General features: G+C 64.0%; 24 protein-coding genes. 12 read left to right on the forward strand and 12 right to left on the reverse strand.

Annotated features, from left to right (window positions below):
• Positions 1-61 precede the first annotated feature (61 nt).
• From OLX02_RS12250 to OLX02_RS12265, 4 genes are all read right to left on the reverse strand, one after another.
• Positions 62-1135, reverse strand: coding sequence for a zinc-binding dehydrogenase (locus OLX02_RS12250; RefSeq protein WP_264423217.1), 1074 nt, complete (start codon positions 1133-1135; stop codon positions 62-64).
• A gap of 75 nt (positions 1136-1210) precedes the next feature.
• Positions 1211-1942, reverse strand: a complete 732-nt coding sequence (locus tag OLX02_RS12255) for a helix-turn-helix transcriptional regulator (protein ID WP_264423219.1) — start codon at positions 1940-1942, stop codon at positions 1211-1213.
• A 192-nt stretch (positions 1943-2134) separates the two neighbouring features.
• Entirely contained in the window at positions 2135-2851 is a 717-nt protein-coding gene (locus OLX02_RS12260) for a GntR family transcriptional regulator (RefSeq protein WP_264423221.1), read from the reverse strand.
• A 10-nt stretch (positions 2852-2861) separates the two neighbouring features.
• Entirely contained in the window at positions 2862-3029 is a 168-nt protein-coding gene (locus OLX02_RS12265; RefSeq protein ID WP_264423222.1) for a hypothetical protein, read from the reverse strand.
• A 248-nt stretch (positions 3030-3277) separates the two neighbouring features.
• Here OLX02_RS12265 and OLX02_RS12270 point away from each other — a divergent pair, with 248 nt between their 5' ends.
• On the forward strand, positions 3278-3616 hold the full coding sequence (locus OLX02_RS12270) for a hypothetical protein (RefSeq protein WP_264423223.1): 339 nt from the start codon (positions 3278-3280) through the stop codon (positions 3614-3616).
• A gap of 138 nt (positions 3617-3754) precedes the next feature.
• On the opposite strand, the gene OLX02_RS12275 is transcribed toward OLX02_RS12270, so the two are convergent.
• From OLX02_RS12275 to OLX02_RS12285, 3 genes are read right to left on the reverse strand one after another with little or no spacing between them, the layout of a single operon-like run.
• Positions 3755-5452: an N-acyl-D-amino-acid deacylase family protein gene (locus OLX02_RS12275; protein WP_264423224.1), complete on the reverse strand. Its 1698-nt coding sequence runs from the start codon at positions 5450-5452 to the stop codon at positions 3755-3757.
• Positions 5453-5474: 22 nt separating this feature from the next.
• Complete coding sequence (locus OLX02_RS12280) at positions 5475-5720, reverse strand: hypothetical protein (protein ID WP_264423225.1); 246 nt, start codon at positions 5718-5720, stop codon at positions 5475-5477.
• Positions 5721-5723: 3 nt separating this feature from the next.
• The gene (locus tag OLX02_RS12285; RefSeq protein WP_264423226.1) at positions 5724-5957 is read right to left on the reverse strand and encodes a hypothetical protein; all 234 of its coding nucleotides are present in this window, start codon (positions 5955-5957) and stop codon (positions 5724-5726) included.
• A gap of 243 nt (positions 5958-6200) precedes the next feature.
• Here OLX02_RS12285 and OLX02_RS12290 point away from each other — a divergent pair, with 243 nt between their 5' ends.
• Positions 6201-7253: an NAD-dependent epimerase/dehydratase family protein gene (locus tag OLX02_RS12290; protein WP_264423227.1), complete on the forward strand. Its 1053-nt coding sequence runs from the start codon at positions 6201-6203 to the stop codon at positions 7251-7253.
• Between the two features lie 204 nt (positions 7254-7457).
• Here OLX02_RS12290 and OLX02_RS12295 read toward each other — a convergent pair whose 3' ends face one another.
• The 3 genes from OLX02_RS12295 to OLX02_RS12305 all read right to left on the reverse strand — a co-directional run bounded on the left by OLX02_RS12295 (position 7458) and on the right by OLX02_RS12305 (position 11535).
• Positions 7458-8579: a hypothetical protein gene (locus tag OLX02_RS12295; RefSeq protein WP_264423228.1), complete on the reverse strand. Its 1122-nt coding sequence runs from the start codon at positions 8577-8579 to the stop codon at positions 7458-7460.
• Positions 8580-8955: 376 nt separating this feature from the next.
• Complete coding sequence (locus tag OLX02_RS12300; protein WP_264423229.1) at positions 8956-10491, reverse strand: thiolase C-terminal domain-containing protein; 1536 nt, start codon at positions 10489-10491, stop codon at positions 8956-8958.
• 249 nt (positions 10492-10740) lie between these two features.
• Positions 10741-11535 carry a DUF2889 domain-containing protein gene (locus tag OLX02_RS12305; protein ID WP_264423231.1) on the reverse strand — a complete coding sequence of 265 codons (795 nt, stop codon included), beginning with the start codon at positions 11533-11535 and terminating at the stop codon, positions 10741-10743.
• Between the two features lie 203 nt (positions 11536-11738).
• Here OLX02_RS12305 and OLX02_RS12310 point away from each other — a divergent pair, with 203 nt between their 5' ends.
• Positions 11739-13118: a spinster family MFS transporter gene (locus OLX02_RS12310; protein WP_264423233.1), complete on the forward strand. Its 1380-nt coding sequence runs from the start codon at positions 11739-11741 to the stop codon at positions 13116-13118.
• 315 nt (positions 13119-13433) lie between these two features.
• Here OLX02_RS12310 and OLX02_RS12315 read toward each other — a convergent pair whose 3' ends face one another.
• Positions 13434-14510, reverse strand: a complete 1077-nt coding sequence (locus OLX02_RS12315; protein WP_264423234.1) for a MaoC family dehydratase N-terminal domain-containing protein — start codon at positions 14508-14510, stop codon at positions 13434-13436.
• 254 nt (positions 14511-14764) lie between these two features.
• Between OLX02_RS12315 and OLX02_RS12320 the strand changes: the two genes are divergently transcribed.
• From OLX02_RS12320 to OLX02_RS12350, 7 genes are all read left to right on the forward strand, one after another.
• Positions 14765-15547 (forward strand): SDR family NAD(P)-dependent oxidoreductase, encoded by a 783-nt coding sequence (locus OLX02_RS12320; RefSeq protein WP_264423235.1) that lies wholly within the window; start codon positions 14765-14767, stop codon positions 15545-15547.
• Between the two features lie 334 nt (positions 15548-15881).
• Complete coding sequence (locus OLX02_RS12325; RefSeq protein WP_264423236.1) at positions 15882-16982, forward strand: zinc-binding dehydrogenase; 1101 nt, start codon at positions 15882-15884, stop codon at positions 16980-16982.
• Between the two features lie 44 nt (positions 16983-17026).
• Positions 17027-18460, forward strand: coding sequence for an aromatic ring-hydroxylating oxygenase subunit alpha (locus OLX02_RS12330; protein WP_264423238.1), 1434 nt, complete (start codon positions 17027-17029; stop codon positions 18458-18460).
• 85 nt (positions 18461-18545) lie between these two features.
• Positions 18546-18935 carry a nuclear transport factor 2 family protein gene (locus tag OLX02_RS12335; protein WP_264423240.1) on the forward strand — a complete coding sequence of 130 codons (390 nt, stop codon included), beginning with the start codon at positions 18546-18548 and terminating at the stop codon, positions 18933-18935.
• A 39-nt stretch (positions 18936-18974) separates the two neighbouring features.
• Positions 18975-19361, forward strand: coding sequence for an EthD domain-containing protein (locus OLX02_RS12340; protein WP_264423242.1), 387 nt, complete (start codon positions 18975-18977; stop codon positions 19359-19361).
• A gap of 74 nt (positions 19362-19435) precedes the next feature.
• A complete protein-coding gene (locus OLX02_RS12345) occupies positions 19436-20425 on the forward strand; it encodes a quinone oxidoreductase family protein (protein WP_264423244.1) in 990 nt (329 codons plus the stop codon).
• Positions 20426-20624: 199 nt separating this feature from the next.
• Positions 20625-22598, forward strand: coding sequence for an FAD-dependent oxidoreductase (locus tag OLX02_RS12350; protein WP_264423246.1), 1974 nt, complete (start codon positions 20625-20627; stop codon positions 22596-22598).
• 170 nt (positions 22599-22768) lie between these two features.
• Here the strand turns inward: OLX02_RS12350 and OLX02_RS12355 are convergent, their stop codons facing one another.
• Positions 22769-23581, reverse strand: coding sequence for a tyrosine-protein phosphatase (locus tag OLX02_RS12355; protein WP_264423248.1), 813 nt, complete (start codon positions 23579-23581; stop codon positions 22769-22771).
• A 233-nt stretch (positions 23582-23814) separates the two neighbouring features.
• Here OLX02_RS12355 and OLX02_RS12360 point away from each other — a divergent pair, with 233 nt between their 5' ends.
• Both OLX02_RS12360 and OLX02_RS12365 read left to right on the forward strand, forming a co-directional pair.
• Positions 23815-25248: a phosphotransferase gene (locus OLX02_RS12360; protein ID WP_264423250.1), complete on the forward strand. Its 1434-nt coding sequence runs from the start codon at positions 23815-23817 to the stop codon at positions 25246-25248.
• On the forward strand, positions 25241-26254 hold the full coding sequence (locus tag OLX02_RS12365) for a hypothetical protein (RefSeq protein WP_264423251.1): 1014 nt from the start codon (positions 25241-25243) through the stop codon (positions 26252-26254). The genes OLX02_RS12360 and OLX02_RS12365 overlap by 8 nt, the downstream gene beginning before the upstream one ends.
• Positions 26255-26572 lie beyond the last annotated feature (318 nt).

Consider the following 26572-nt stretch of genomic DNA (forward strand, 5'->3'; position numbering starts at 1 on the left):
TTCGGTCCCAGTCTTGTTCATCTATCCCGCGGCAAGGCGCGAAAGGAGTGACGCCTATCCGTCAATCCAGCAGCCCTGCGGGCTTCACCAATGCCTTGATCGCCCCGCTACCACCGGCCAGCGCCGCGAAAGCGCTGTCGATGCCCGCCAGATCGACACGCGTGGTGACGAGCGGCGCAAGCCGTTCCGGATCGTCGAGGATCATGCGGAAAGCGGCTGCGAATTCCTCGTTCGAGTAGGCGAAGACGAAGCGCAGCGTCAGGCCCTTCTGGATGAGGAATGCAGGCTCAAGCCCGTCCAGCTCCATGCAGGTGCCCACCACCACGATGGTCGCCCCCACCGGCGCCTGCTGCGCCAGCGCCATGATCATGCCCGGCTTGCCCACGCATTCGAACAGCACCGCGCGGCTGCGCCGGCGGAGCGCCGGATCGACCGCCATCGCCGCGGAAAGGCCCTGCGGCAGGCCAAGATCGTCCCACCATGCCCCGGCCGTGCCCGCGCCGGGGCTGACGACGGTATCCGCCCCCATCGCCTCGGCCATGCGTGCACGCGCGGGGTTCGGCTCGACCGCCAGGACGGGACCGTGACCCAGTGCCTTCAGCCGGGCAATCACGAACAGTCCCACCGGGCCGCAGCCGAACACGGCGCAAGCGGTATCCTCGTCCACGCCGCCTTCGGCGACGGCATGGACCGCGACGGCCAGAGGCTCGGTCAGCGCCGCGATGTCGGTGGGCACATCATCTGGCACGCGCAGGCACGATTCCTGCGACACCAGCATCCGTTCAGCGAAGGCGCCGGGATAGGAATTGGAATAGCCCAGCAGAACGATGCCTTCCGGGCCGTTGAGGAACGGCGGCGAAACAATGCGATCGCCCGCCTTCAGTCCCGCGCCGGATTCGAGCACCTCGGCGCAGAACTCGTGCCCCATGACGACCGGACGCGACGGGTCCATGAAGCCCCGAAAACCGGCGCGATGGAGCAGGTCACACAAGTGGCCGGCATGATCCTTGGCATGTAGATCGCTGCCGCAAATCCCGCAGGCGAGCGGCTTGACGACGATTTCACCCGATCGCGGACGCGGCTCCGCCACCTCCTCGATCGTCAACTTGCCCGCGTTCAGCACCGCCGCCTTCATCGCCCGCTCCCTTCCCTCGTGATCGAAGGAGGGTAGGCCTTGGCTCGCCCGCGGAAACGGACAGGTTTCCGCTAATCAGTGGACCTGGCGCGACAGCTGCGCGACGAGCGCTGCCCGGCTGTGAATGCCCAGCTTGCGATACATCCGGCGCAAGTGGTTCTCCACCGTGAACTCCGAGATCGCCAGCTGGTAGGCGACCTGCTTGTTCTGCTTCCCCTCGCAGATCAGCGCGGCAATCTGGCTTTCACGGCGGGAGAGTGAAGCCTCGGCTCCCGGCCTTCCGCTGGCGCAGGGCAGCGCGGACCGGAGCGCGATCTGCCCCGCCGAGTGCGTCAGAAGGTCTTCGAACAGATGGCTGACGACCATGTCGGAAAGGTCGCGCAGCCGCCGTTCCAGCAGCCCGATGGGCACGGCAGGGCGCTGCGGCGACCGGCTGGTGCAGTGCGTGCCGACGATCAGCGAAAGTCGCGAGGTGACCCGGCGCGACAGTGCGCCGACCACGCCGATGTCGTGCTGCGCCAGGAACGCGCGGTAATCATCCGATTCGTCGGCCAGCGCGTCTATGCGCGGATCACCCCAGCGGATGAACTGCGTCTCACAGGTGCTGGTACGGGCGAACGGGTCGGCCATGAAAACGCCGCGCGCGGCATAAGTGTGCTGCGCTTCCCCGCTCACGCCGAAGTGGTGAACGTAGGAAAGACGTGCCTGTTCAGCGCTTTGGTCGACGAAGAAAACCGACGCAGTGTCGAGCCCGCAATCGGCAACGAGCTGGTCGGTGAAGCCGGCGATGTCCCGGATCGAGTACATGGGTCCTCTCCTCGTGCCACCCTCTCTTTGCCGGAGGGCAGGCCTTGGAAGGAGACCCTAGCCAAACCGTCATTTTCGTCAAACAATTTCATCCCACAAAACAATGCGCAGCAGGTAGCGCGTCGCTGAAAACGGCGGCCGGCTCCATCGGATGAACGACGGGATTTCGTGCGTGACGCGCCTCAAACGCCTTCAGCTGTAGCTTGCGGTAAATGCTTGTTCCGGAAGAACATCTACGGTTGCGCGCGTGCCGATGAAATGCTTGCGCACGGCCTTTTCCGCACGATCCGGGTCGCGTGCGATGACCGTCTCCGCGATCCGCGCATAGCCATTGGCATGGCGCTTCTGCTGTTCGCGGGTCTGCACCTTGTCGAACTGCGCGCGGAACAGGTCGGTCCGGGTCAGCGGGATCACCCGGCCAAGCTCGGTATTTCCGCCCATCGCGATCAGCAGGTCGTAGAAGCGACGCCGGTTTTCAAGATAGCTCGCGATCTGGGCTCCCGCGCCGCGGCGGCCGAGATCGTGCCCGATCAGGCGCAGTGTCTCCATCTGCTCGTCCGTGCCGCCGTGCCGCGCCGCCAGCCGCGCCGCCAGCGCGCAAAGCGGCTCCAACACGTCCAGCAGGTCATGCACGGCCTTGCGATCGAGCGCGGAGATGAATGCGCCGCGAAAACGGGTGAGTGTAACGATACCATCGGCCGCGAGGTGCTTCAGTCCCTCGCGCAGCGACCCGCGGCTGACGCCGAAGCGGCGCGTCAGGTCCGCTTCGACCAGATGCTGGCCGGGCACCATCTGGCCCGCCCGGATGCAATAGATGATACCGTCGGCCAGCCTCTGGATCGTATCCTTTGGCAGCGCAGCGGCCGCGCTTTCGCCCTGGTTCTCGGTGATCGCTTCCGCTCGGTTCACGCGCCCTCCCCTAAATGCACGCTTCCGCGCCCGCAGACACGGGCCCGGATAGCGCCGCTTCGCCGAAGATTCCGGCAATGGAAGCGCCATGCGTTCCAGTGAATGGCCCCGCTCCATCGATGCCATCGTCGTCGAGGATCAGGATGCGCTTGCCAGCGATGGTGTCGATGCCGCTCATGCCCGTTCCTCTCAGACGTCGGAAATTGCATCCCGTCGTCCGCTTTGTCGGACGAAAAAACCCGATGATATACTGACAGAAATTCGTCAGTCGTCTCTACCCTCGTGTTGCGACAGCCACGCCGTCTGGTTCGGGGCATGATCCAATGAAATGCACGGCGAACGAGCGGATATGGCCAGCGGAGTGGCAATGCTGACCGCACCCGCTATGAGGCGGGCAGCGCTCGTTCAAGCAAGTCAGGTAGACGCATGGCCCGCAAGCATTCCAAGCATGATCCGTATGGCGACTTGCATCGGGAGGAGGAGCCTCCTGCGCCACCGGTGCCCTGCTGGCTCTGTGGACGGCCCACAGGCGCGACCATCGTGTGGCACCACCCGGTGCCCAAGAGCCGGGGTGGACGCGATGTCGTCCCCATGCATCCCATTTGCCAGCAGACGCTGATCGCCAATTTCACCAATTCCGAACTGCAGCGCCATGGGATGGATGTGGAAGGTCTGCTGGCCAATCCTTCCGTGCGCAAATTTGTCGACTGGGTGGCCAAAAAGGACCCTGATTTCACCGCGACCACGGCCAAGAAGCAGCGCTGACCAGATTGCAACCAAGCCGACTGCGTGGCGGAGTACGCGCAAAATGCGCGCCCCCCGCCCGGTGGTGATGCCGTGGTTGGGACTCATCGATAGACGGCGTGCGCCCAACCATCAGATCATCAGAGCGCCCTGCCCTGCTTAGGCGGCCACAAGCTCGGCCGCCACATCGACGGCGCCCGGAACGATGACCCCGCGCGCATCTGCCGAATACCCTTCGGCAGCGGTCCACGCCACGCCGCCGCCCACGATCACGGTGTCGACGCCGTGCGCATCGCGGACGTAACGGCTGCCGTCGCCGGGCACGTCCTGCACGAAGACTTCCTCGCCCCGATCGATCGCTGCCGGATCGAACACGACGATATCGGCGACAAGGCCCTTTTGCAGCAAGCCGCGATCGGGGATGCCCCAGATGGCGGCGGTGTCGGACGTCACCTTCTTCACCGCTTCCTCGATCGTCAGCATGCCGGCGCCGCGGACGAAGTGGCCGAACAGGTAGCCGGTGTCGCCATAAGTCGAGAACGAAAGGATATGCGCACCGCCGTCGCTGGCGCCGATGTGGACGCGGGGATGCTTCAGCAGCCCGCCCACCTTGTCGTCCTGGTTATGGCCCATGCCCTCGGCGATGAAATGCGCGTCGAGCCTCTCCTCCACCGACAGGTCGATCATCGCTTTGAGCGGCGTGACACCGCGCATCTGTCCGATTTCGGTGAGCGTCTTGCCCACATACTGCTGGTTGGCCGCGCTTGCCACCTGGCGCAGCCGCAGGGCAGCCCAGAGCGGCATCTGCGACGTCGCCTCGGCGATCAGCCTGGCGCGGCTTTCCGGGTTGCTGAATGCCTCCACGATCTCGTCCGGCGAGCCGAACCGCATCACGTTGTACCAGCCCGGCAGGCGAATGAAGATCAGGCTCGGCACCGCAAAGGTGAAGCTGATGTCGATCGGGCGCGTCTGCACCTGCGGCCAGACCCGCGCGCCGCGCGCAAACTGTTCATCGACCCGTGCCATCACCCGTTCGACCGCGTCCACGTTGTCCGCACTGACGAACAGCGGCGAAAACGTGGTGGGAATCGAATGCTTGAGCGACAGCTCCGCCAACTGGTCCAGCCGGGCGATGGTGAGATCGGGATCGTAGAACTCGGGCACGATCTGAAGCACGCGGCCATATTCGCTCAGCACGCTGGCCAGCGCATCGACTTCGCCGGCATCGGCATAGCGGCTGGGCACAGGCTTCAGCGTCTCGTCCATGTCGACATAGCTGGTGGAAAGACCGATCGCGCCGGCATCGAGGCATTCGCGCAGCAGATCCTGCATCGCGGCGATCTCGTCCGGGGTGGCCGTGCGCTCCATCGCCGCTTCGCCCATCACCCACAACCGCAGCACGCTGTGCCCGACCAACTGGCCGACGTTGATCGCCAGCCCCTTGCGAATGCGCGCCAGGTATTCGGAGAAGCTCTCCCAATCCCACACCACGCCTTCCCTGAAGGCCTTGAGCGGCATTTCCTCGATCTGGTTGAACATGCCGACCAGCTTCATCCGGTGCTCGGCCTTGAGCGGGGCCAGCGACAGCGAGCAATTGCCCGAAACGATGGTGGTGACGCCGTGCGACAGCGCGGGCTTGGCATAGCCGTCCCACAGCAACTGCGCGTCGAAATGGGTGTGCGGATCAATGAAGCCGGGCGCGACGATCTTGCCGGCGGCGTCGATCTCGCGGGCCCCGCCCTGCTCGATACGGCCGATCTTCGCGATGCGACCGCCCTGCACCGCGACATCGGCGGCATAGGCAGGCATTCCGGAGCCATCGACGACCCGTCCGTTGCGGATTACCAGATCATACATCTCAATCTCTCCCGGTATTTTTCTATGCTGCTTTTTCGGCGAAGCGGCTGGACGAGGCGATCAGCGCATCGCGCACCTTCTCCCAGCCAACGCCGATCAACTGTTCCGCCGCGCTGACCCCGCAAGAGGACAGCAGCGTGCGGGCGGCGAATTCGTCCAGCGTCACCAGCGACTGCCCGCCATTGGCGAACATGAGCGTGACGAGCAGTTCGGCCTCGCCATCATGCGCGGCGGCAATGCGAACCTGGCTGACCGTGGCGCCCGGCACGGTTCAGGCGCGCGGCGGTTCGACGAAGATCACGTCGCTGGGCAGGATCGGGTTGTCTCCGCGCAGGCGGCCCACCCCGCCGGCAGCCCGCATGAAAACATGCAGGTTCCAGCTTTGCAGCATCCCAACAGCATCGGCTTCTGCCGTCCTGGGAAGTTCGCGGCGGGCAATCGATTCCCAACTGTCACCACCCTGTGGCAAAATCGATTTCCGAACGGTGGAAAGTTCCGGAGCCATCGCGTTCACATCCTCTGACCGTTATTGTTTCTTGTGATGTCCTTCCGGACAATCCGTTCCGCTTATCGCCTGATATATGATGCATATTTCATAGCTGCGGGCAAACGGAAAGGCCTGCCAACGCAAAACCGCCGGTCCGATTGCCCTGATCGCGGGCTGCAGCGACGGAATCCCGTCCCTATGACGGGCACGCCACGCCGTGCAAAATGCCGGGACAGGCAATCAAAAGGCTGGAGCGACGACATGAAATTGCTGGTGATGGGCGGCAACCGCTACATCGGGTTGCAGCTCGTCCATGAACTGGTGGAGCAAGGCCACGATGTGACCGTGCTCAACAGCCATGAAGCGTCGCTGCCGCCCGGGGTGCACCGACTGCACGGCCAGCGGCACGATCCGGGCACGCTCGAACGCCTGCTGCTGCCGCTGCGCGACAGCTTCGACGCAGTGTTCGACAATACCGCCTACACCCCCGACCATCTCGAGCCGATGATCGAGATTTTCCGTGGGCGGGTGCAGCATTTCATCTTCACCAGTTCGATCGCGGTCTATGAAATGGCGGCTGCCCAGCCCATCGACGAAGGCTGCCTCGTAGGCCGCGATGCCGACACTGCGCTCTACGGTGCCTATGCCGCAGGCAAGGTGCATTGCGAGGAACGGTTGGCACGCGAACACGCCGCCAACGGCTTTCCCTTCACCGCGCTGCGCGTCACCCATTCGTGCGGACCGATGAGCCCCGCCGTCACGCGCGAGCCGGGCACCTTCATGCGCCTGGAGCTCGGCCGCCCGCTGCTCATCGCCGGAAAGGTGGAGGCGATGGTGCACTTCATCCACACCCGCGACGTAGCCCGCGCGCTGGTCGCGGTGCTGGGCAAGCCCCATACTGCGGGCCAGATCTACAATGTGGCGGGCAAACAGTTTTCCAGCATCGTCAACTACATGCGTCTGATGGCCGCGGCCGTGGGCGTCGAACCCGAAATCGTGATGATGCCAGACGACCTGCCCGCCCATATGCGCTCGCCGATCGTCCACTGGCTCGAAGCGAGCCGGGGCAGCATGGTTTTCTCGATCGAAAAGGCCAAGGCTGATCTGAACTGGGAGCCAAAGTTCTCGCTCGCCGAGGCGTTGGCGGATTCCTACGCCTGGTTCCGGAACGGCGGCCGCGAAAAGTACGAATACGACTTTTCGCAGGACGACGAGATCCTCGCCGAAATCGCGCGGCATGGGGGCGTTTCGGCAAGCGACGGCCCGGATCGCACGGTGTTCCGCGCGCAGCTCGATACGCTCAGGAACATGTGACGCTGCGTGACGCCGTCCTCCTCCATGACTTCCGGCTCGCCCTCCCCGTCCTCAAGTGCCTGCGTCGGCCTTCCGCCGAAGTGACGCTGTGCTCGTTTGCGTCCATCCCGCTTCCCACTCTCTCCTGCCCATCCTGAGGGCAAAACTCGAAGGCCGGCCTCCCTCTCAGGAGACCGGCCTTTTCTTTGTCGACGGGCGTGACCCTCAGAGCGGGTCGAGGAAGCCCTTCATGCCATAACGGGTGTGTGGGCCAACGATGTACTGCTCCAGCGCGCCCACGCCCACCTTGTCGCCGCAGGTTGCGCGCACCACGTGCTGTACGTGCATGAATTGCGGCGCGTTGATATCGATCTCGTTGATATTCCAGCTCTCCAGCGTCCACGCTTCCTCGCCCTTGTAGAAGCCGTGTCCCCACTCGGGATGGTTATAGCCGGTGCCATACATGTGATAGCGCAGCAGCGGTTCGAGGACGAAGGTCTCCTTCCGCCCGTCGGGATAGATCGTGTCGATTTCCGCCCTGCTGATCATGCGCGTGCCGGGTGTGAATTCGAGCCGGTGATCACCGCAGACCGCCTCGGCCACCTGGCGCTCATCCAGCGTGTCGAAATCGCTGTTCATGTCGAATGTCTTGAAAACCTGCGCAAACTCCTTCCAGCGCCTGGAATCCTCGTATTCGTGCTGGCCCCAGTGGGTGCAGCGATCATCCCAGTGGATGGGCGCCCACAGCCAGAAGAACTGGCTCGGCATATCGCGCGAAACGCCGCGCTCGGGCTCGCCCGTCCAGCGCCAGCCCCACGAGCGATCCTTGGTGCCGAAGGTGGTCTTGGGGCTGATCTCGGTGCGCTTCCCATTGACCTCGATCCAGCCTTCCCAGCGGCCGAACTGGCTGAAGCGCTTCATCTGCGCCACGGTGCGGACACCCTGCTTCATATGGTCCGCCGGCTCCTCGTGGGCCACCGTGCTGGCGTGGAAATAGAGATCGCAGGCAAAACCGGTGTCGTTCGGCTCCACCATCACGCGCACCGTCTTCATCGGCTCGACGATCTCGTGGCGCATTGGCCCGGCGAACAGGTCGGTGCGATCCCCGCGCAAGTGGCGCGAGGCGCGGAACGAATCCTGCGTGCCGTCCTTGCGAACGATCGAAACCGCGCCGTCCATCACCTCGCGGTTGGGATAGGCGGCGAAGGCGACCCCGATGTAGAATTCTCCATCGAAATCATAACCATTGTACCAGTACCGAGCATACATATTACGCTCGCTGGAGAACATGTAGGATAGCGGCTCCGCCGTCTGGTGCACTGGATAATCATCGTATTTGATCAGCATTGCCGTCTCCCGCAGAAATCGCGTTCCGGAGGCCAGCACGCGGCCCCGCCATCACCGCTTTTCCTCCCGGCGCGACGTTCCCCCAAGCGACGGATACCCGTCCATCGCCCGGCCTGACCGGCAGCCCAAGCCATCCGATCCGCGCAGATGCCGGGACAGGTTCACAACAGGCGCTATTCCTCCTCTAGCCGAACGAGATCAGCCGAGGGCTATTCGGCAAGCGGGTCGAAGTTTGCGAAAACCCCGATGGCGCCCTCCAGATCCATGGAGGGCACAGGGCGCCGGGCGGTCTGTTCGCGTCTCTTCGCCAGAGACCAGCACCGCGGCAAGATCATACGTCTGCCAGAACGGCGCTGGCCGGCTTGAATTGCGGCTGTCAGTTCAGCTTGACGATCAGGCTGACGATGTCCTCGGCCACCAGTTGCACATCCCGGCCGATGATTTCCTCTGCTTCGGCCCGTTGCAGGATTTCAGGATCACGGATGCGGGCATAGCATCGGCTGCCGTCGGGAAGATCGCAAATCGCGGCGCCGTGCGTCGGATTACCGCTGCGGTCATGCATCACGGTGTAAGTGACCACCCGTGCCGGCCCTGACGCGCCATCGGTGATGGGGCATTGCGCGATGGCGTCCAGTTCGCGCTGGATCGCGGCCTGATCGATGTGGCGCAGGTCCTGTGGCGGCGGTGCGGCGGCATAGATTGCGAAAACGTGGTTGGACATCATCATGCCAACGCCGCTGACCAGCCCCTTGCCATCGGGATCGGCACGCAGCCGCTCGGCAAGGGCGGTGATCGACGTCAGCATGTAGCTGCTGCCGGGGCCGCCGCCATAGGGCAGCCCCCCAGTGAGCGTCACCGCATCCCCGCCGCGATCGCCAATCCCCAGCGCATCGCGCCCGAAGTTCACGGCTGAGGTGAAGCAGCTGTAAAGATCCACATGATCGATATCGGCGGCGGTCACGCCTGCGGCCTCCAGAGTGGCCGATGCGGCTGCGGCCATTGCCGGCGAACGGGCCAGATCCTTGCGCACGGCGATGGCCACCGGGTCTTCAGCATAACACGATGTCCAGGGATAGACGCGGTTTTCGCGCGCGATGTCGTGCGCGTTAGCCCAGCCTTCGGTGGCGATGAGCAAGCCGGCGGCCATGTCCACATCGATGATCGCCACCATCGACTTGGCATAAGGATAGGCGATCATGCGGTTGCTGGGCACGGCGTCGACCAGTTCATCCGCCGTGCGCTCGGCCTGAAACCACGCATGGGGATTGCGTGCGGCCACGCGGGTCATCCCGGCCAGGGTCTCGCCCAGTTCGGCGCGATAGGCTTCGGGCGACGTGCCGCGGGCGGCGCGCCGGGCAAGGTCGCGCATGGCAAAGCCGTAAACCGCGCCCACGCCCTCGGTCAGGCCAATGGCGGCTTCGCCGGGATGCTGGTGCGCATCGAGATCGAAGGCGTACTGCGGGCCGTCCGGGTGGGGGAAACTCCAGTCCGGCGCCTCGCCGCGCATCCTGAAATGGCGCACGGTTGCCAAGGCCTCGGCTCCGCAAATCAGCCCGACCTCCGCCTCGCCGCTGGTCAGGGCCTTGCACAGCTTGTTGACCATGCTCTGCCCTGCGGTTCCGCTGGGGGCGCTCACCTCGCGGACGTTAGGGGACGCGTCGAGGCGCTGGGCCAGCCGCATGACCGGATCATCGTAACGCCATGACATGCAATCGGTGACCAGCACGGCATCGAGTTCGCGCAGGGTGGCAGGAGGCAGGCCTGCATCGCCAGCGGCCGCGCGTGCCACGTCCTCCCACATCTGCAGCGGTTCCTTGCCCGGCAGCGCGGCGCGTTGGCCGGTGATCCGGGCGACGCCGATGATGACGGGGGTGCGGGGATCAATGGCCGATGTGGGCGCGGTCGAGGGCATCTTGTCATCCAATCGTCTGGTTCGGACCTGCGGGAAGATCGTCGAATTCGCACAAGGCTTCTTCTGTATGTTCGCCAACGGCAGGCGCGCGGTGGCAACCGGCGTGCGGTTGTTCCACTTCGATTACCTTCACCCCTGCCAGAGGGCCGTGCTGCATCGCCATTTTCGCTGGCCCGATGCGGGTAAAAGACGGTGCTACAGGCAGCGGCTTATCATTGCGCGAAACCCGGCTTGCCTGGGTATGCAACCTTATTCGAACCGCAGCAGCCGTTCGGGATGGTCGGAAAAATCGCGAAACATGCCCTCGGTCGATACGGCATCGTCAAGGCGTTCGGGAGCATAGCCGTAGCACACGCCTTCGACCATCTTGCGGAACGCGGGGTCCTGCCGCCCGGACGGCGATGCGAACTGGCGCGCGGCAACCACGAAGAAGCCCTTGTGCAGGACAAGGCAGTCCTCCATCTCCTGGTCCGACAGGCCCGCCTCATCGACCGCCCATCGCAGGAAGCCGCCGCGCATGGCGCGCCCGGCATAGCGGGCGGGCGCAACGATGACGTTGTTCTCCACCGTCCAGTCCAGCACCTCTTCGCCATTGCGGCGCAACGTGCCGCGGGCGGGGCCAGACACGGCATCGGGAATGTCTATCTCGAACAGCCAGTCCACATTGCCGCGCCGGCAGTGGCGCAGGGCCATCCACGCGAGGTCCAGCATATGGGTGCAATTGTGCCTCGCCCGGCCGCCTGCAAAGAAATCCCCCGTGGAAATGCCGATGTCCATGCCCACCAGTTCGGCCAGCGGCGCGGCTGCACCGGCGCAATGGGTCAGCGAATAGCGCTGAAATTCGGATTCAACGGCTGTCACCTTCACGCCATCGTGAAAAAGGCTGCAAAACATGGCATGGCGATGATCTTCCAGCGCGGCATCCACCCGGCCGTCCCGACCGCGCAACAGGATCGAGCGCCGGCTTGTCCCCTTGCCCCAGCACTCCGCGATGGCGAATCCGGCCATACCGGCGGAAGTAGCCGCGTCGGCAGATTTCGTCATGATTTGGCCTTCCCCGTGCAGATCTGTCAGCCGGCGATATAGCCAGCCTTTCCGCTTGCGGGAGGGCGCGGCGAGCCCATGCACTTGCAGCGCATGTCACATATCAGCCAGAGGCAAATGCACGGCGCATCCGCGGTTGGGCTTTGCCCGGTTGCATGAAATGAAGGCTGTTCGTTCAGCCTGGAACCAGCCGCAACCGCATCATGCACGATACGACATCCCGTTCCTCATGTTCATCCCCCGCAGTCAAGCCGACAAGGCCGTGGCTGGCACTGGGCCTGTTGTTGCTGGCCTATACGATCAGCTTCGTCGACCGCACCGCCGTCAGCGTGGTGCAGGAAAAGCTGAAGTTCGAACTGGGGCTGACGGACTGGCACCTTGGCCTGATGATCGGCCCGGCCTTTGCCATCGTCTATTCGCTGGCCGGGCTGCCGATGGCGCGATTGGCCGAACGGCGGAACCGCGCGCGATTGCTGGCCGGCTGCCTTGCCGTGTGGTCGCTGATGGTCATGGCCTGCGGCATGGGGCGAAACTTTGTGGAACTGTTCCTTGCGCGCATGGGCGTGGGCATTGGCGAGGCGGGCGGGAACCCGGCTTCGCACTCGCTGATCGCCGACCTGTTTCCGGCGAACCGGCGGGCGCGGGCCATCGCCATCTATACTCTGGGCGCGCCCATCGGTTCGTTCCTTGGCGCGGCGCTGGTCGGGTGGATGGCGCAGGCGCTGGGCTGGCGGCATACCTTCCTGTTGCTGGGCGTGCCGGGCGTGGTCTGTGCGCTGCTGGTCTGGCGGCTGATGCCCAGCCCGCCACGCGGCGGTTTAGATATCGGCCTTGCGGATGAAAAGGCCGGGCAGGACACGGGCAACAGCGTGCCGCCCCTTGGCGCAGTCCTGCGCGACTTGCTGGGGCGGCCCGCGTTCCGTCATCTGGTCTGGGGTGGCTCGCTGGTCGTGCTGGTGGGCTATGGCGTGCCCGCGTTCCTTCCCGCCTACCTGACGCGGCAATTTCACCTGCCGCTGGCCGAAGTTGGCCTGATCGCGGGTCTGGTGAATGGCGTTGCGGCAGGCATCGGCACGATCCTTGGCGGGATTGCGGGCGATCGCTGGGGCGCATCGGACGCCCGTCGCCTCGCGCTGATTCCGGCCTTCATGGTGCTGCCTGCTGCCCCACTTCTGGTCGGCGGCTTGCTGTCGGGTTCTCTCTGGGTGGCCGTGGCCGGCACGTTTCTGGGCAACATGGCGATCTGCGGTTATATCGCGCCGGCCTTTGCACAGGTACACCGCATGGCAACGACGCGAAGCCGGGCAACGGTGACGGCGGTGTACTATCTCATCACCAACCTTGTCGGTCTGGGGCTGGGGCCGCCGATCATCGGCGCCATCAGCGACACCCGCGCGCGCCAGATGATGGGCCTTGACGCGGCCGCATTCCAGAGCTTGTGCCTGCCGCTGAAAGGGACGCCGGGCGCCGGTTGCGGCGAGGCGTTGGCCGGGGGCATGACAACGGCGCTGGCCGTGATCAGCCTTTTGCCGCTGGTAGCCGTTGTCCATTTCCTGATCGCGGCGCGCAAAGTGCGCGCGTAACCGGCAAAAAAGGGCCGGAACGATCACGGATGACATTGCAGCACGGCCATCGCTCCGGCCGCGTGACTCACGCCTCGGCGAGAAGGCCGGGCGTGAGAGCCTGTGGTCTTTGCCGACCACGGACCAATCGGTCATCGCGTGCACGACAGTCTCCAGCGGCAGGCAGCGTTCCTTGCGGTCACGCGCACAGTGGGACCGCATGAACGTAGGATAGCCTGCATCGCGCGGTGGGCAAACGCCCGGCCCATGCGCGGCTGCGCGTGGCGGTGCGAAAGGTTGCCTGCACCTTCGCCGAAACAGCGGAACGGGGCCGGCTCAGCCCGCGCCGTAGCAGAAGAGGGTCATCGTCACGGTACGCACCAGTTCGTCGTGCTGGTTGAACAGCGTGTTTTCGCCCGTCACGAAATAGCCATCGCCCATGCGGGTCCGTCGCCGGGGGCTGCAGCCGGCAAGCCGTTGTTCGGTGCGCAGGGTATCGCCAACGCGCAGCGGCCTGAAAAAGCCATAGTTGGCTTGCGTAACGACGGCGTTGGGACAGTCGGGCGGTGGGAACGGCACACCGCCGCGCAGGATGTTGTGCCGCAGCGCGGTCATCAGTTCCATGCCATGCAGCCCCTGGCGCACGGCATCGGGCGGCACCGCGCCCGGTTTGCGACAGCCCAGCCCCACGTTCAACGCCGCGCCCGCGCCGTAGAACGTGCCGGTTGGCGGGGCCACGATCGTGCCAAAGGGCGATCCCGCAGCATGGCTTTCGTCCCAATAGAGCGGATTCCAGTCTTCCAGCGCTTCGCACCACATGTGCACGTCGCTTTGCAGCAAGGGCGTGCCCGGTTCGCGATCGCCCTCGCGCACATGGCCCAGCAAGGCGCGGGCGAAATCGGGCATGTCGTCGTTGGGGGCGACCGTTTCCTGCACGCCGCCTTCCCGCGCGGGCGCTGGCATCCGTCCAGTGGTGGACGGCATCTCGATGGTGGCGGTGGCGCGGGCCGCGCTCGGCTCGGTGCCGGTTGCGATATTGAGATCGACGATATCGACCAGAAAGCTGCCGTCCGCGCCGCGATACTTGCGCCCCACCCGTCCCGTCACACGCAGGATGTCGTCGCGCAGGCACTGCGCGCCCATGTGGAAGGTCAGCGAATGCAGCAGCGTTGCCGGGCCAGACCAGTCGGTGATCAGGCGCGTGAACAGGCCGCCCACGTGCGTCGTGGAAATAAAAGCGTCCTTGGCAGCCACGGCCCGCGCGTATTTCGCGTCGTGGTGGACGTAATCGTAAAGACCCGTTGCCCTTACGAACGCGATCAGCCGGATCAGGCTTAATTCGTAATCGAAGCCCGGAAGAACTTCGCCTTCGGCCACGTCTTCCCAGCACACAAAGGGATACGTTTTTTCCATGGTTCCAGCTTTCCGCGATATTTTTCGCCTTATCCGTGGCTGGCGCGTGCATGGCAATCTGGGACGGCGGGCGAAAACGGCTGAAAAGCCGGTGGCACGTGCTGATGCGTGATGTCGAGCTTGCCTGCAGTTGCAAACGCCGGCCGGAGACGTGCCCTGCCCTTCACAAAGTTGCGCCGGCGTGAGGAGTTCAACCCGCAACAGGTGACCGGGACTTTCCACGAATGTCCGGCGCCAAAGGGAGAGAACCTGCCATGCCCATCCGACCGACCACCGAACTGTTCGGCCTTGCCGGCCAGTCGGCCATCGTCACCGCCGCCGGCCAAGGCCTTGGCCGGCAGATCGCGCTGCGGCTGGCAAATGCCGGAGCCGCCGTGATCGTCACCCATCGCCGCATCGACGGCGCCCGCCAAGTGGCGGACGAGATCATCGCGGCCGGTGGCAAGGCACTGGCCCTTGAATTGGACGTGTCCCATGTGCATCAGGCCGCCGCAACGGTGGCCGCCGCGCGCGAATGGGCAGGCTCGCTCCACGCACTCGTCAACTGTGCGGGGGGGATGCATCCGTTCACGCCGTTCCTGGAAGTGGCCGAACAGACGTTCGACGATACGCTGGCCCGCAATTTCAAGGGCGCCTATTTCCTCAGCCAGGCGTTCGCGCGCGCACTGGTGGCCGATGAGCGGTCGGGGCGCATCGTCAACATCGCCAGCACGGCCGCCTTCAAGCCCGATTTCCAGCTGGCGGCCTACAATGCGTCGAAAGCCGCGCTGATTTCGTTCACGCATTCGGTCGCCGTGGAACTGGCGCCGCACCGCATCCTCGTCAACGCGGTCGTGCCCGGCCCGGTGCGCACCACCAATACCGAATGGATTTACGACGATCCTACATGGCAGGCCGCGTTGGCCAAGGCCATTCCGCTGGGCGCGCCCGCCGATCCCGACGATGTTGCCGCCGCCGTGCTGTTCATGGTTTCGGCCGCATCAGGCCATGTCACCGGCAGCACGCTGACGGTCGATGGCGGGTTCATGTGGAAGTGACCGGACGGCATGGGCACTGAACGAATCGCCCCTTTGCGCCGTCTGCGGCTGCGGACGCGCCTGCGGAAACGCCGCCAGACCGGTGGCCATCACCCGCCGCAAAGCCGCGCCCGGTGCGATCGGGCCTCGATCTTGTCTGTGCAGGATAAAGCATCGTTCACGCATCACTTACAGACAAGTTGGCGCTCTCTTCAGGGCTAGGCGCGGCTTAGTAAAGGCTCGCACCGGTGATATTGATGCAGGCATCGAGCGCAGAGAGCTTGCTGGCCGGGACCTTGCGGGAAACCCATCGAATTTCGGCCAATGAAACAATAATTTGGGTCAGGAACACGACATGCCCATCATATCGCGCGCGGCGATTGCCATGGCGCCCAACCAGCCGTTGATCCTCGACAAGATCAAGGTCGACGAGCCGGGGGAAGGCGAAGTTCTGGTCGAGATCAAGGTGACCGGGCTGTGCCATACAGACTTGTCTGCCATCGAGGGCAAGATGTCTTCGCTGGTGCATTTCCCCGGCGTTCCCGGCCACGAGGCCGGCGGCGTGGTGGTCGAGGTGGGGCCGGGCGTGACGAGCCTTGCCGTGGGTGACCACGTCATTCCCTATATCTGCACGGAATGCGGGCATTGCGATTTCTGTCATTCGCCCAAGACGAACCTGTGCACGGAGATGTTCACCGGGCACGACCTGAAGACGCGCGCTGAATACAACGGCGTGCGCCTGCACTCCTTCCACGATCTTGGCACGTTCTCCAACTTTGGCGTCTATCGCGAAATCAGCCTTGCCAAAGTGCGCAAGGATGCGCCTTTCGAACAGATCGCCTATCTCGGCTGCGGGGCCACCACCGGGCTTGGCGCGGCGCTGATCGAGGCCAAGGTGGAGTCCGGCGCGACGGTCGCGGTCATTGGTCTGGGCGGCATCGGCCTCAGCGTGGTGCAAGGGGCGCGCATCTGCGGAGCCAGCCGGATCATCGCGGTTGACACCAATCCGTCCAAGGAAGCCCTGGCGCGCAAGATGGGCGCGACCGAATTCGTCAATCCCAAGACCATCGGTAAGGAGCTGGGCGCCTATATCGTCGACATCACCGGCGCCGGCGCGGATTACGTTTTCGAGTGCGTGGGGTCCATCGCCACAATCCAGCAGGCGTTCGCCGCCACCCATTTTGCATGGGGCACGTGCATGGTGGTGGGGCTGCCGCCGGATGGCGAAATGCTGCCCATCCCGCCGGCGGAACTGCTGTTCGGCAAGACGCTGAAAGGCTCGTCGATCGGCGGCGCGAAGTGCCGCACCGGCATTCCCCAACTGGTCGACCGTCTGATGGACGGCGAATTCGATCTCGACAGCCTGATCACCGCCAAGATCCCGCTCGACCGGATATCCGACGGGCTGGAAATGATGAAGCGCGGCGAAGGAATTCGCACAGTGGTCATGTACTGACCCGAATGAAATTATCACCTCAAACACGAATGAATAGGTGAACCATGAATGACGTTCCGGTAGATATCACCAAGTATGGCAACAAAAGCTACGTTCGCGCCGTCATGGGAACGCAGTTTGATGACATGCCTCCTTATGTGGAATACATTCGCCGGGCGGGCGAAGAAGTGCCGCAAACCGCGGCCGAGCGCGGAACCCATCATCCGGCAAACAAGCCCCTGCCCTATGAATATTATCTCGATGCCAAGTACGTGCCCGAAGAAGTCGAGAAGATCTGGAAGAAAAAGTGGCAGGTAGCATGCCGCGAGGAAGATATTCCCAATGTCGGCGACCGCGTTGCCTATGACGTGGGGCCGCTTTCGTTCCTCGTGATCCGGTCGGACGAAAACACGTTCAAGGCGTTCTGGAACAGCTGCCGCCACCGTGCGCGCCGCCTGTGCGGCGACAAGCCGGAATCGGGCGACCTGGTGCAATGCCCGTTCCACGCCTGGAGCTACGACCTTGAAGGCAAGCTCGTGTGGGTTCCCCGTCAGGAGGAATTCCCGGCCGCCACGCCCGAACTATTCAGCCTGCGCCCGGTCCTGTGCGACACCTGGGGTGGCAACGTGTTCATCAACCCCGATCTGGACGCGATTTCCCTGGCGGAATCCCTGGGCGTGATGCCGCAGCATTTCGCCGATTGCCCGCAGGAAGACCGCTACACGGCAACCCGCATCAAGAAGAAGGTGAAGATCAACTGGAAGTCGGGACTTGAGGCCTTCCTCGAAGGCTATCACGTGCTGACCACGCACCCCAGCGGCATGCCGATCTTCGGCTCCACCTATACCCAGAACGATTGCTGGGACGATGGCAAGGCTTCGGTCAGCCGCCTGATCACCCCTGCCCTGATCCCCGATGGCTGGGTGCAGGGCGAGGTGACGCCGCGCCTGTCGCTGGACCTGTTCTGCAATACCTATGGCCTGCCCACCCCGCCCGCGGATCGCGGCGAAACGCTGGCTGACGCGCGTGCCTATGCGGCCGAAAAGACGATCGACATGCACCGCGAACAGTCGGGCGTCGATTTCACGGGCCGTTCGATTTCCTATCTGGTGGACATGCACCAGTGGTTCTCGTTCCCCGCGTTCTTCCCGTGGTGGGGCGAAGGCCTTTCATGGTGGTACAACTTCACCCCGCTGGGCGACAGCCCGGACGAATGCGTGATGGAAATCCGCTGGCTGCGTCCGTTGGCCAAGGGCGCCGAACGCCCGCCGGTGCCCGAAACGGTGTGGATCGACTTCGACCAGCAGGGCCGCGATTTCCCGATCACCGGCCAGGTCGGCTACATCATGGATGAAGACATGGAAAACATGGAAGAAGTCCACAAGGGCATGAAGGCGGCCGACCCGGCGGTGGCGCGCCCGATCCTGGCCTCCGAACAGGAAGTGCGCATCCGCCATTTCCACGAAGCCTACATGAAGGCGATGGGCATCGCAGGCTGAGAACGGCCTGCAATCCCGATTTTCCTGCCCGGTTGCCGATGGCGCCGGGCAGGCGACACCAGACAAATGAGGTCAAGGAATGAGCATGGAACCGATCGACGTCGTGAAGTCGGCGTATGACGCGATTTTGAGCAAGGGTGATCTGGAGGGCTTTCTCGCCTGTTTCGCCGACGACGGCGTCCTGCTGGAAGCAGATTCGCTGCCTTATGGCGGCCGCTTCACCGGCCGCGATGCCATCCGTGGCGCGATGCTCAAGGTCATCGACACGTACAGCGCCTTTTCCTTCACGCCGGATGTCTTCACCACGTCGGGTGAATGGGTGATCGCTTATGGCACGTTCTCGGTGACCGCGCGGACAACGGGCAAGTCCGTGTCCTTTCCGCTGGCCGAAGTGTCGCAGGTGGTCGGTGGCAAGATCAAGCTGATCCACCCAGTTTACGGCGATACCGCCGCCATCGTCGAAGCGCTGCGCTGAACGACGGCAAACACCACAAAACATTCCGGGAGAGTGAGCATGATCAAGACTATCTATTTCCTGAAGCGCAAGCCGGGCATTACGCCCGAAGAGTTCCGCGCGCATTACGAGAGCAGCCACGTGCTGCTGGCCGAGAAGTACATCGGCCATCTTCTGCAGGATTACATCCGCAACTATCCGACCTTTGCCTTGCTGAACCCCAGCAACATCCCGGCCGGCACGGTGCCCGCACCGTATGACATCGACTATGACTGCATCACCGAGATGCACGTCGCCGATCAGGCCGCGATCGAGGAAATGACCCGCATCTTCAACGATCCGGCGATCAACCCGATCCTCGTCGAGGATGAACTGAAGTTCCTCGATCGCGACAAGACCGTGATGATCATGGTCGATGTCGTCAACACGGGCATCCGCGAAGCCTGAGCTGCGTTTACGGATACCATGTTCGGCGCCGCCGTTCGCGGCGGCGCCGCCCTTCCCTTTCCCAAGGATGCCCCATGCGCGCATGGATGATCGAGAGCCAGTCAGGACCGCAGGCGCTCAAACAGATCGAAATTGACAAACCCGTGGCCTCCGGCACGGAAATACTCGTTCGGATGACTGCGCCGGGCGTGGTGCCTTTCGATGTGGCGATCATCAATGACGAGAACGAGCCGGGCTTTCCGCCATCGTCCCTGCCACTGGTCCCGGGTAATCAGGGCGCGGGCGTGGTCGAGGATGCCGGCACGTGCCCACGGCTGAAGGTGGGCGATCGGGTGATGTTCGGCGCCTTTCCCTATGGCTTCATGCGCGCGGGCAGCTGGGCGGAATATTGCACGGTCGAACAGGACCATGCGTGGAAGATCCCCGACAGCGTCTCCGATGGCGCGGCAGCGCAGGCCGCGGTGGCCTATCCAACGGCCTATCGGGCGCTGGTGGAGGCCGGATTTGCCGCCGGCAAGACCGTGCTGGCGCCGGGCATCGGTGGATCGGTGGGCAACGCCGCCTATCAGTTGGCGCGCGCACTGGGGGCGGCGAAGGTGATCGGCACCACCAGCTCCAGCGCCAAGGCGGAGCAGGCCCGCGCCGCCGGTTTCGAAAACGTGATCAACCTTTCCCGCCAGTCGATGGTGGAAGGCGTCCACGCCATGAACGGCGGCGAAGGCGTGGACATCGTCATCGACTCGCTGGGCGGGCAAGTGCTTGCCGAAACCGCCAAATGCATCAAGCGTTACAGCAAGATCATATGCCTTGGCTTTGCCGCGGGGCGGCAGTCGACGATCTCGCTGGCAGACCTCATTCTCCATCGCGGGTCGATCCAGGGCTATGGCGTCTATACCTGCACGCCCGCGGAATGGGCCGACGCATGGACGGTGTTCACCCGCCTTGCGGACGAGGGTTCGATCAAGCCGCTTTTCGATCGCAGCTTTCCCTTCGATCGTGCGCCCGAAGCGCTGGAATACGTGGCCAAGGCCCGCCCCTTTGGCGGCGTTGCGCTGACGATGTGAAAAGTCGGGTCGGGCAGCTTCAGCAGGCCGCGCCGGCCAGCACCCAAGTGCATCGTGGAGTGCGGCATCAGGCAAGCCGCCCTAGCTGGGCTGACGGCGATACCCGCCCTTGCCCCAATGGGTTCAAACGTCCGGTTGCGACGCCGGCGGCAATTCGATCCGGATCCGCATCCGGGCCAGTGAAACGAGGATGACCGGCGTGAACTATACCCATGTCCACACCCCGCTGCAGATCGGCAAGCAGACGATCAAGAACCGCATCTTCCGCCCGGCACACGGTTCGATCCTGGGCAAGGGCGCGATGAACGACACCCTGATCGCCTATCATGAGGCGCGCGCGCGCGGTGGTGCGGGCCTTTCGATCATCGAAGTCGGGTCGGTTCATCCCACCAGCCCGCTGTCGATCGATTTGTGGAAGCCGGAACTGGAAGGCGGCTATCGCAAATTGGGCGACATGGGCCGCAAGTACGACATGAAGATCTACCAGCAGCTGTGGCACGCGGGCCACCATACGCTGCCGCGCGACGGGTCGCCGCCTTGGGGGGTCAGCGCCACGCCCAGCGTGGAAGTCGGTGTGGTGCCGGTCGAAATGACCAGGCCGATGATCGCGGAAATCATTGAAGCCTATGCAACGGCGGCGCGCCGGATGGAGGAATGGGGCATCGACGGCGTGGATGTGCATTGCGCCCACGGCTATCTGCCGGCCCAGTTCCTTTCGGCCAATACCAACTTGCGCGAAGACGAATATGGCGGCGCAACCATCGAGGAGCGCGCCCGCTTCGTGCTCGAGCTGATGGAAGCGGTGCGCAGCGCCGTTTCGCGCGATTTCGTGGTGGGTGTGCGGCTTGCGCCCGATCTGACCGTCGGCGGTGTTGACGAGGAACAGAACCTGGCCGTTGCGCTGATGCTGGAGGAGCGCGGCCTGATCGACTACGTGAACGTGTCGGTCGGCAACTACAACAGCTACACCAAGATGGTCGGCGGCATGCACGAGCCTGTGGGTTATGAACTGCCCACCAGCGTGCCTATCACGCGCAAGGTCAAGTCGCCCACGATGGTGGTTGGCCGCTTCCGCACGCTGGAAGAGTGTGACCAGATCATCCGTGCCGGAGATGCCGACATGGTCGGGCTGGTGCGCGCGATGATTGCCGACCCGGACCTTGTCACCAAGAGCCTTGCCGGCAAGACCGAGGAAGTACGGCCCTGCATCGGCTGCAACCAGGCCTGCGTGGCGCAGGTTTCCACCGAGCATGGCCACATGGAATGTGCGGTCAATCCCGGCACCGGCCATGAACTGTACCGGGGGGACCATGTCCTGCAACCGGCAGCCGAGCCGAAGACCGTGCTGGTGGTGGGCGGCGGTCCCGCCGGGATGGAAGCGGCGCGCGTGGCCGCACTGCGCGGGCACAAGGTCACGCTGGCAGAGGCGAGCCCGACGCTGGGCGGAACCTTGCGGGCCGCAGCCAAGGCACCGACGCGCCACGGCATGATCGACATTGCGACATGGCTGGAGGCGGAAATCTTCCGGCTTGGCGTGGACGTTCGCCTTTCCACCTACATCGATGCCGACGATGTTGTCGCAACCGGTGCCGAAAGCGTGATCATTGCCACCGGTTCGCTGCCGCGCATGGACGGCATCCAGCATTCGCATCCCGGCCAGCCGATCCGCAATTTCGACCGGCGCAACGTAATTTCCGCCTTCGACCTGTTCATGCAGCCGCCGGCCAACCTTGGAAAGACGGCCGTGGTGATCGACGATGTGGGGCACTACGAAGGCCTTGCCGCCACCGAATACCTGCTGGAGCAGGGCCTTGCCGTGACTTACGTCACGCGCCTCAGGATGTTCGCGCAATTGGCGCAGGCGCCCTTGATGGTGGAGCCTTTCCTGTCGCGGATGCGCGGCAAGCCGTTCGATTACCTGATCCGTCACCGCGCCGTGGAATTCACGGAAAACGAAGTGCTGGTCAGCCCCACGCACTTTACCGATGATGCCGATGTAAGGCGCCTGCCCGCCGATACGGTGGTGTTCGTGTCCGCCAACGCGCCCAACCGCGATCTGCACGTGGCGCTGCAGGGCCGGAATACCGACCTTCGCATCGTGGGAGACGCTCACTCCCCGCGGTTCCTGCAGACCGCCATCCGCGAAGGCCACATGGCCGGGGCCTCGATCTGAACAGGTTCGTGGCCGGATGCGGCTGGACATGGTGGCAATCCACGATCCGGATGAGACGGCAGGTGCCTATCGCGCGCTTGATGGGCTGCGCTCGCAAGGCGTGATCAAGGCCGTGGGCGTGGACCAGTGGCAGATGCTGGTCGATTTCGTGCGGGCGGGCGACGGTTTATTCAGCCCTGCTCCAGCAGGCGGTTGCGCAGTTCGCGCAACTCGGCCGGTCCGACGCAGAGTTCGGTCGCCATGTAGTTTTCCACCGAACCCCATTCGCCTTCGATCGCGCTCAGCGCCACGTCCACCAGCGGACTGCCCTGTCCGTCCACCAGACGACGCGGGACGAACACGTCGGGTCCGCGCTCGCGGATGAGATCGGTGTAGAAACGTGCGACGACATTGCGATCGGCCAGTGCGATCAGCGCGTTCCGGTCCATTTCGTTGTCGGGAATGCGCAGTTCGGTCGATAGCAGATAGTCGGCATGGATCGTCGACCGATCCACCTCCAGCGCGGAAAGCAGCAGGCTGACGGCCAGCCCGGTACGGTCCTGCCCGGCGGTGCAATGGACAATCACGGGGACTTCGCCGCCAACCAGCGCGCCGAACAGTTCGCGCAGCGAGGGCGCCAGAAGCCGCGCGAACTTGAGGTAAAGACTGATTTCCAGTTCGCCTACGCCCGCCCCGTTCCCGGCATGGTGGTGCGCGCCGAAGAGGTGGTCTGCGGCGTAGTTCGTATCCAGCTGGCGGGGGGCGGCCCCGCCGCGCCACACGGTGGGCGCGATTTCTCGTTCCCCATCCGAACGCAGATCGCACACCGCGGCGATGCGCTGGCGCTCCATCCAGTCCCAGCCGGCGTCCGACAGGCCCCATAGCGCCCCTGAACGATACACTTGCCCCCAGCGCACCTTCTTGCCGCCTGCCGCGGCATAGCCGCCGATGTCACGCAAGTTGGAGCCGCCTTCCAGCCGAATGTGCCGTCGTTCGAGTTCCATGTGTTTTCAGGCTCCTCGGGAAATTGCCGATGTCGTTCCTGATAGCGCACGATGCAGGCAGTTGGCCTTCGACCTGCCCATAATCGCCAGGCGTGCAGTTGCAGGCAGGTTTCATTGCGCCATGCGCTCGGCAACGCCCCCGCATGGCATTGGCGGTGACGGCGATTGTTCTGATAAACCGGAATGAACAAGACCGGCCTCAAAACATCACGGGCGTAAAGGGAGAGCGATAGGTGCCACAGGCAATGGACGGGATCAGCAAGAAGGTCCTCGTGACTATCAACGATTTCCTCGAACGCCTGACCAAGGCCGAGAATTTGACATCGGAACAGCTGACCGAGGTCTTCATGGCAGCCACGGCGCTCCGCTATCAGATCGCGCGAATGGACTATCCGCAAGCCACGCTCGACAGCGTGGCGACCAGCGAGATGGCCCTGGTCGAGGCAATCGGCGGCGAAACCGTGGAGCCGCCGCGCATTCGCACCCATGCCGAAGCATGGCGCGGCCAGCCGGGCGAGCGCCTGTGCGCGGCGATCGAGGCCCATGATCCCAGCGGCGATCCCGCCGTGTTGCGGCGCATCCGCGACCTTCTGGTATCCTATTATGAGCCGATGGACCCCGTTGTCGGCGCGGGGACGCGCAGCACCTACGCCAGCGGTCGTGGCGATGCGCGCACCGACACCGATGATGACGGCATGCGCGAGCTGACCGCGCAAGGTCTGGAAGATTGGCTGCATCGTACCGGCAATGCCCCCGCGCAGGCGCGCGTGGCGTCTTTCCGGCGGCTCATGGGCGGCTATTCCAAGGCAACTTATATCGTCACGCTGGAAGACGGCGGCACGGAAACCACCATTGTCGTGCGCAAGGACAGCCCCGGCCTGCCGACGGGATCGAGCGTGGCGTCGGAATTCCCGGTCCTTGGCGAAATGCGCGGTCTCGGCGTGCCGGTGCCCGCCCCGTTGTGGGTCGAAGCGGATGCCAGCGTGTTCGATGGGGCGTTCATGGGCGTTTCCTTCGTTTCGGGCACGCCAGCCAGCCATATCGTGCCCACCGATCCCGCCATCCGTCGCAAGTGGGCGCGCAGCACCGCCGAAGTCCTGGGCCAACTGCATGCTTCGACCGCCATTCCCGGCGGCGACGTGCGCGTGCCGGTTGCGCAGGAGATCGACGATATCGAAGCGCGCATGCTGGCGCGCGAACGGGCGCCGCATCCGGGCCTTGTGGTGGGCATTGGCTGGTTGCGCGCCAATCTTAACCGCCTGCAAGGCCGGCCGGCATGCCGGATCCACGGCGATGTCGGATATCACAACATGCTGATGCGCGACGATGCCATCCTTGCGATGCTGGACTGGGAATTCAGCCGGATCGGCGATCCGGTCGAAGACCTTGCCAGCATCAAACCGTTCATGGACCAGATCGAGGCTTGGGACGAATTCTACGAAACGTATCGCGGCATTTGCGGCTTTACGCTCGATCCGGTGGCGGACAGCTATTTCAACGTCTGGCGTGAAGCGCGCAACATGGTGGCCTGCCTGGGCTCGCTCAATTCGCTGCTGTTGCCCGGCGTGAAGGATGTGCCGCTGACGGTCGCCGGCACGATTTACATCCCCAAGTACGAAATCGCGATTTTCGATGCCATCGAGGAGGCTCGCAAGACCCATGTCTGAAGTGATCGAATGGACCAAGAGCGCCATCGGGTTCGGCACGCCGGGCCCCGATGATGATTTCTACCACGGGCGCACCCTGCCCGAAAAACACCATGAGATGACCGAAACCTGGTACTGGGGCTTCAACGAGCCGGTATCGGGCATGCACGGCTTCATCCATATCTGGACCCATCCCAACCTCAACTTGTGCACGGCGGGCCTGTTCGTCCACTTCGGTTCGAAGCGCGAGCAACTGGCGTGCGAGCTGTTCGATTTCCGCAATTTCGCGCCCGACACCATTTTTGACGACAAGAGCAACATCACCCTGGCCAACGGGCTGACGGTGGAATTCGAAAAGCCGATGGAGCGCATGCGCATCCGCTATGCCAATGCGGATCGTGATTTCACGCTCGACATGGTGCAGGAGGCTGTGCAGCCCGCAATCATGCGCTCGAACAACCAGCATTTCGAGCAGACCATGCGCTCGGCCGGCAAGGTCGTGTTCGAGGGGCGCGAGCATGCTTTCGACAACCTGACGGTCCGCGATCGCAGCTGGGGTGAGCGCAGGCCGGAAAACGGCCACAAGATGCCGCCCTACACGTGGATGAACGGCGCCTTTTCTGCCGATTTCGCGTTCTGTATTTCAGGCCTGGACGATCCGGACCGCAATCCTGACTGGGCCGGTCTTTACGACATTCCCCGCGATCAATTGATGAGCGATGCCTGGGTCTATGTCGATGGCCGGCAGCTGCGCCTGTCGCGCTTTTCCAAGATTACCGAGCGCGCCACCGAATGCGGGTTGCGGCCGCTGCGTCATGTGATCGACTGCACGCTGGAAGACGGGCGGGAGTTGCAGTTCGTCGGTGAAGTCGTCGGTTCGGTGCCTTGGCACTGTTGGCAAAACGCGCTGTGCCACACCGGCCTTACCCGCTGGACTTGCACCCAGACGGGCGAGACTTGCTGGGGCGAGACGCAGGAAGTGCAGTGGAACGACTACGTCTATCGCGTCTGCCGCCCGGTGTCTTGAAGTCCTCGGGGTTAAATCGGGTGCGATGATCCGGGCGTTCGCGTCCGGATCATCGCCGATGTTCATGCCCCGAACGACGCAAAATACGCACGCGTCGGGCCAGCCTCCCGGCGCGGCAAGCGCATCTTGTCCGCGGTCCGTGCGACATTTGCATCACATTGATGAAGTGTGGGCTACACTTTCCTTTCCGGCACGTCCCGCAAAGAAACCAACGGGACGGGCGGCCGTGGGCCGCGGCGAGCCATATCAACCCGGCTGGTGACACCCTCGGTGGCTGCCGATGAGTGGGTCAAAGGTTCAGTGACGCCCTTCGAAAGC

The sequence above is a fragment of the Novosphingobium sp. KCTC 2891 genome (genome assembly GCF_025938155.1).
Taxonomy (GTDB): Bacteria; Pseudomonadota; Alphaproteobacteria; order Sphingomonadales; family Sphingomonadaceae; genus Novosphingobium.

Bases quoted from the DNA above. Each gene is read 5' to 3' on its own strand.
- OLX02_RS12305 (WP_264423231.1), bottom strand. From the start codon at position 11,535: ATGACGAAATCTGCCGACGCGGCTACTTCCGCCGGTATGGCCGGATTC.
- OLX02_RS12355 (WP_264423248.1), bottom strand. From the start codon at position 23,581: ATGGAACTCGAACGACGGCACATTCGGCTGGAAGGCGGCTCCAACTTG.
- OLX02_RS12335 (WP_264423240.1), top strand. From the start codon at position 18,546: ATGGAACCGATCGACGTCGTGAAGTCGGCGTATGACGCGATTTTGAGC.
- OLX02_RS12325 (WP_264423236.1), top strand. From the start codon at position 15,882: ATGCCCATCATATCGCGCGCGGCGATTGCCATGGCGCCCAACCAGCCG.
- OLX02_RS12285 (WP_264423226.1), bottom strand. From the start codon at position 5,957: ATGGCTCCGGAACTTTCCACCGTTCGGAAATCGATTTTGCCACAGGGT.
- OLX02_RS12315 (WP_264423234.1), bottom strand. From the start codon at position 14,510: ATGGAAAAAACGTATCCCTTTGTGTGCTGGGAAGACGTGGCCGAAGGC.
- OLX02_RS12275 (WP_264423224.1), bottom strand. From the start codon at position 5,452: ATGTATGATCTGGTAATCCGCAACGGACGGGTCGTCGATGGCTCCGGA.
- OLX02_RS12320 (WP_264423235.1), top strand. From the start codon at position 14,765: ATGCCCATCCGACCGACCACCGAACTGTTCGGCCTTGCCGGCCAGTCG.
- OLX02_RS12330 (WP_264423238.1), top strand. From the start codon at position 17,027: ATGAATGACGTTCCGGTAGATATCACCAAGTATGGCAACAAAAGCTAC.
- OLX02_RS12340 (WP_264423242.1), top strand. From the start codon at position 18,975: ATGATCAAGACTATCTATTTCCTGAAGCGCAAGCCGGGCATTACGCCC.
- OLX02_RS12295 (WP_264423228.1), bottom strand. From the start codon at position 8,579: ATGCTGATCAAATACGATGATTATCCAGTGCACCAGACGGCGGAGCCG.
- OLX02_RS12300 (WP_264423229.1), bottom strand. From the start codon at position 10,491: ATGCCCTCGACCGCGCCCACATCGGCCATTGATCCCCGCACCCCCGTC.
- OLX02_RS12255 (WP_264423219.1), bottom strand. From the start codon at position 1,942: ATGTACTCGATCCGGGACATCGCCGGCTTCACCGACCAGCTCGTTGCC.
- OLX02_RS12365 (WP_264423251.1), top strand. From the start codon at position 25,241: ATGTCTGAAGTGATCGAATGGACCAAGAGCGCCATCGGGTTCGGCACG.
- OLX02_RS12310 (WP_264423233.1), top strand. From the start codon at position 11,739: ATGCACGATACGACATCCCGTTCCTCATGTTCATCCCCCGCAGTCAAG.
- OLX02_RS12290 (WP_264423227.1), top strand. From the start codon at position 6,201: ATGAAATTGCTGGTGATGGGCGGCAACCGCTACATCGGGTTGCAGCTC.
- OLX02_RS12270 (WP_264423223.1), top strand. From the start codon at position 3,278: ATGGCCCGCAAGCATTCCAAGCATGATCCGTATGGCGACTTGCATCGG.
- OLX02_RS12345 (WP_264423244.1), top strand. From the start codon at position 19,436: ATGCGCGCATGGATGATCGAGAGCCAGTCAGGACCGCAGGCGCTCAAA.
- OLX02_RS12250 (WP_264423217.1), bottom strand. From the start codon at position 1,135: ATGAAGGCGGCGGTGCTGAACGCGGGCAAGTTGACGATCGAGGAGGTG.
- OLX02_RS12265 (WP_264423222.1), bottom strand. From the start codon at position 3,029: ATGAGCGGCATCGACACCATCGCTGGCAAGCGCATCCTGATCCTCGAC.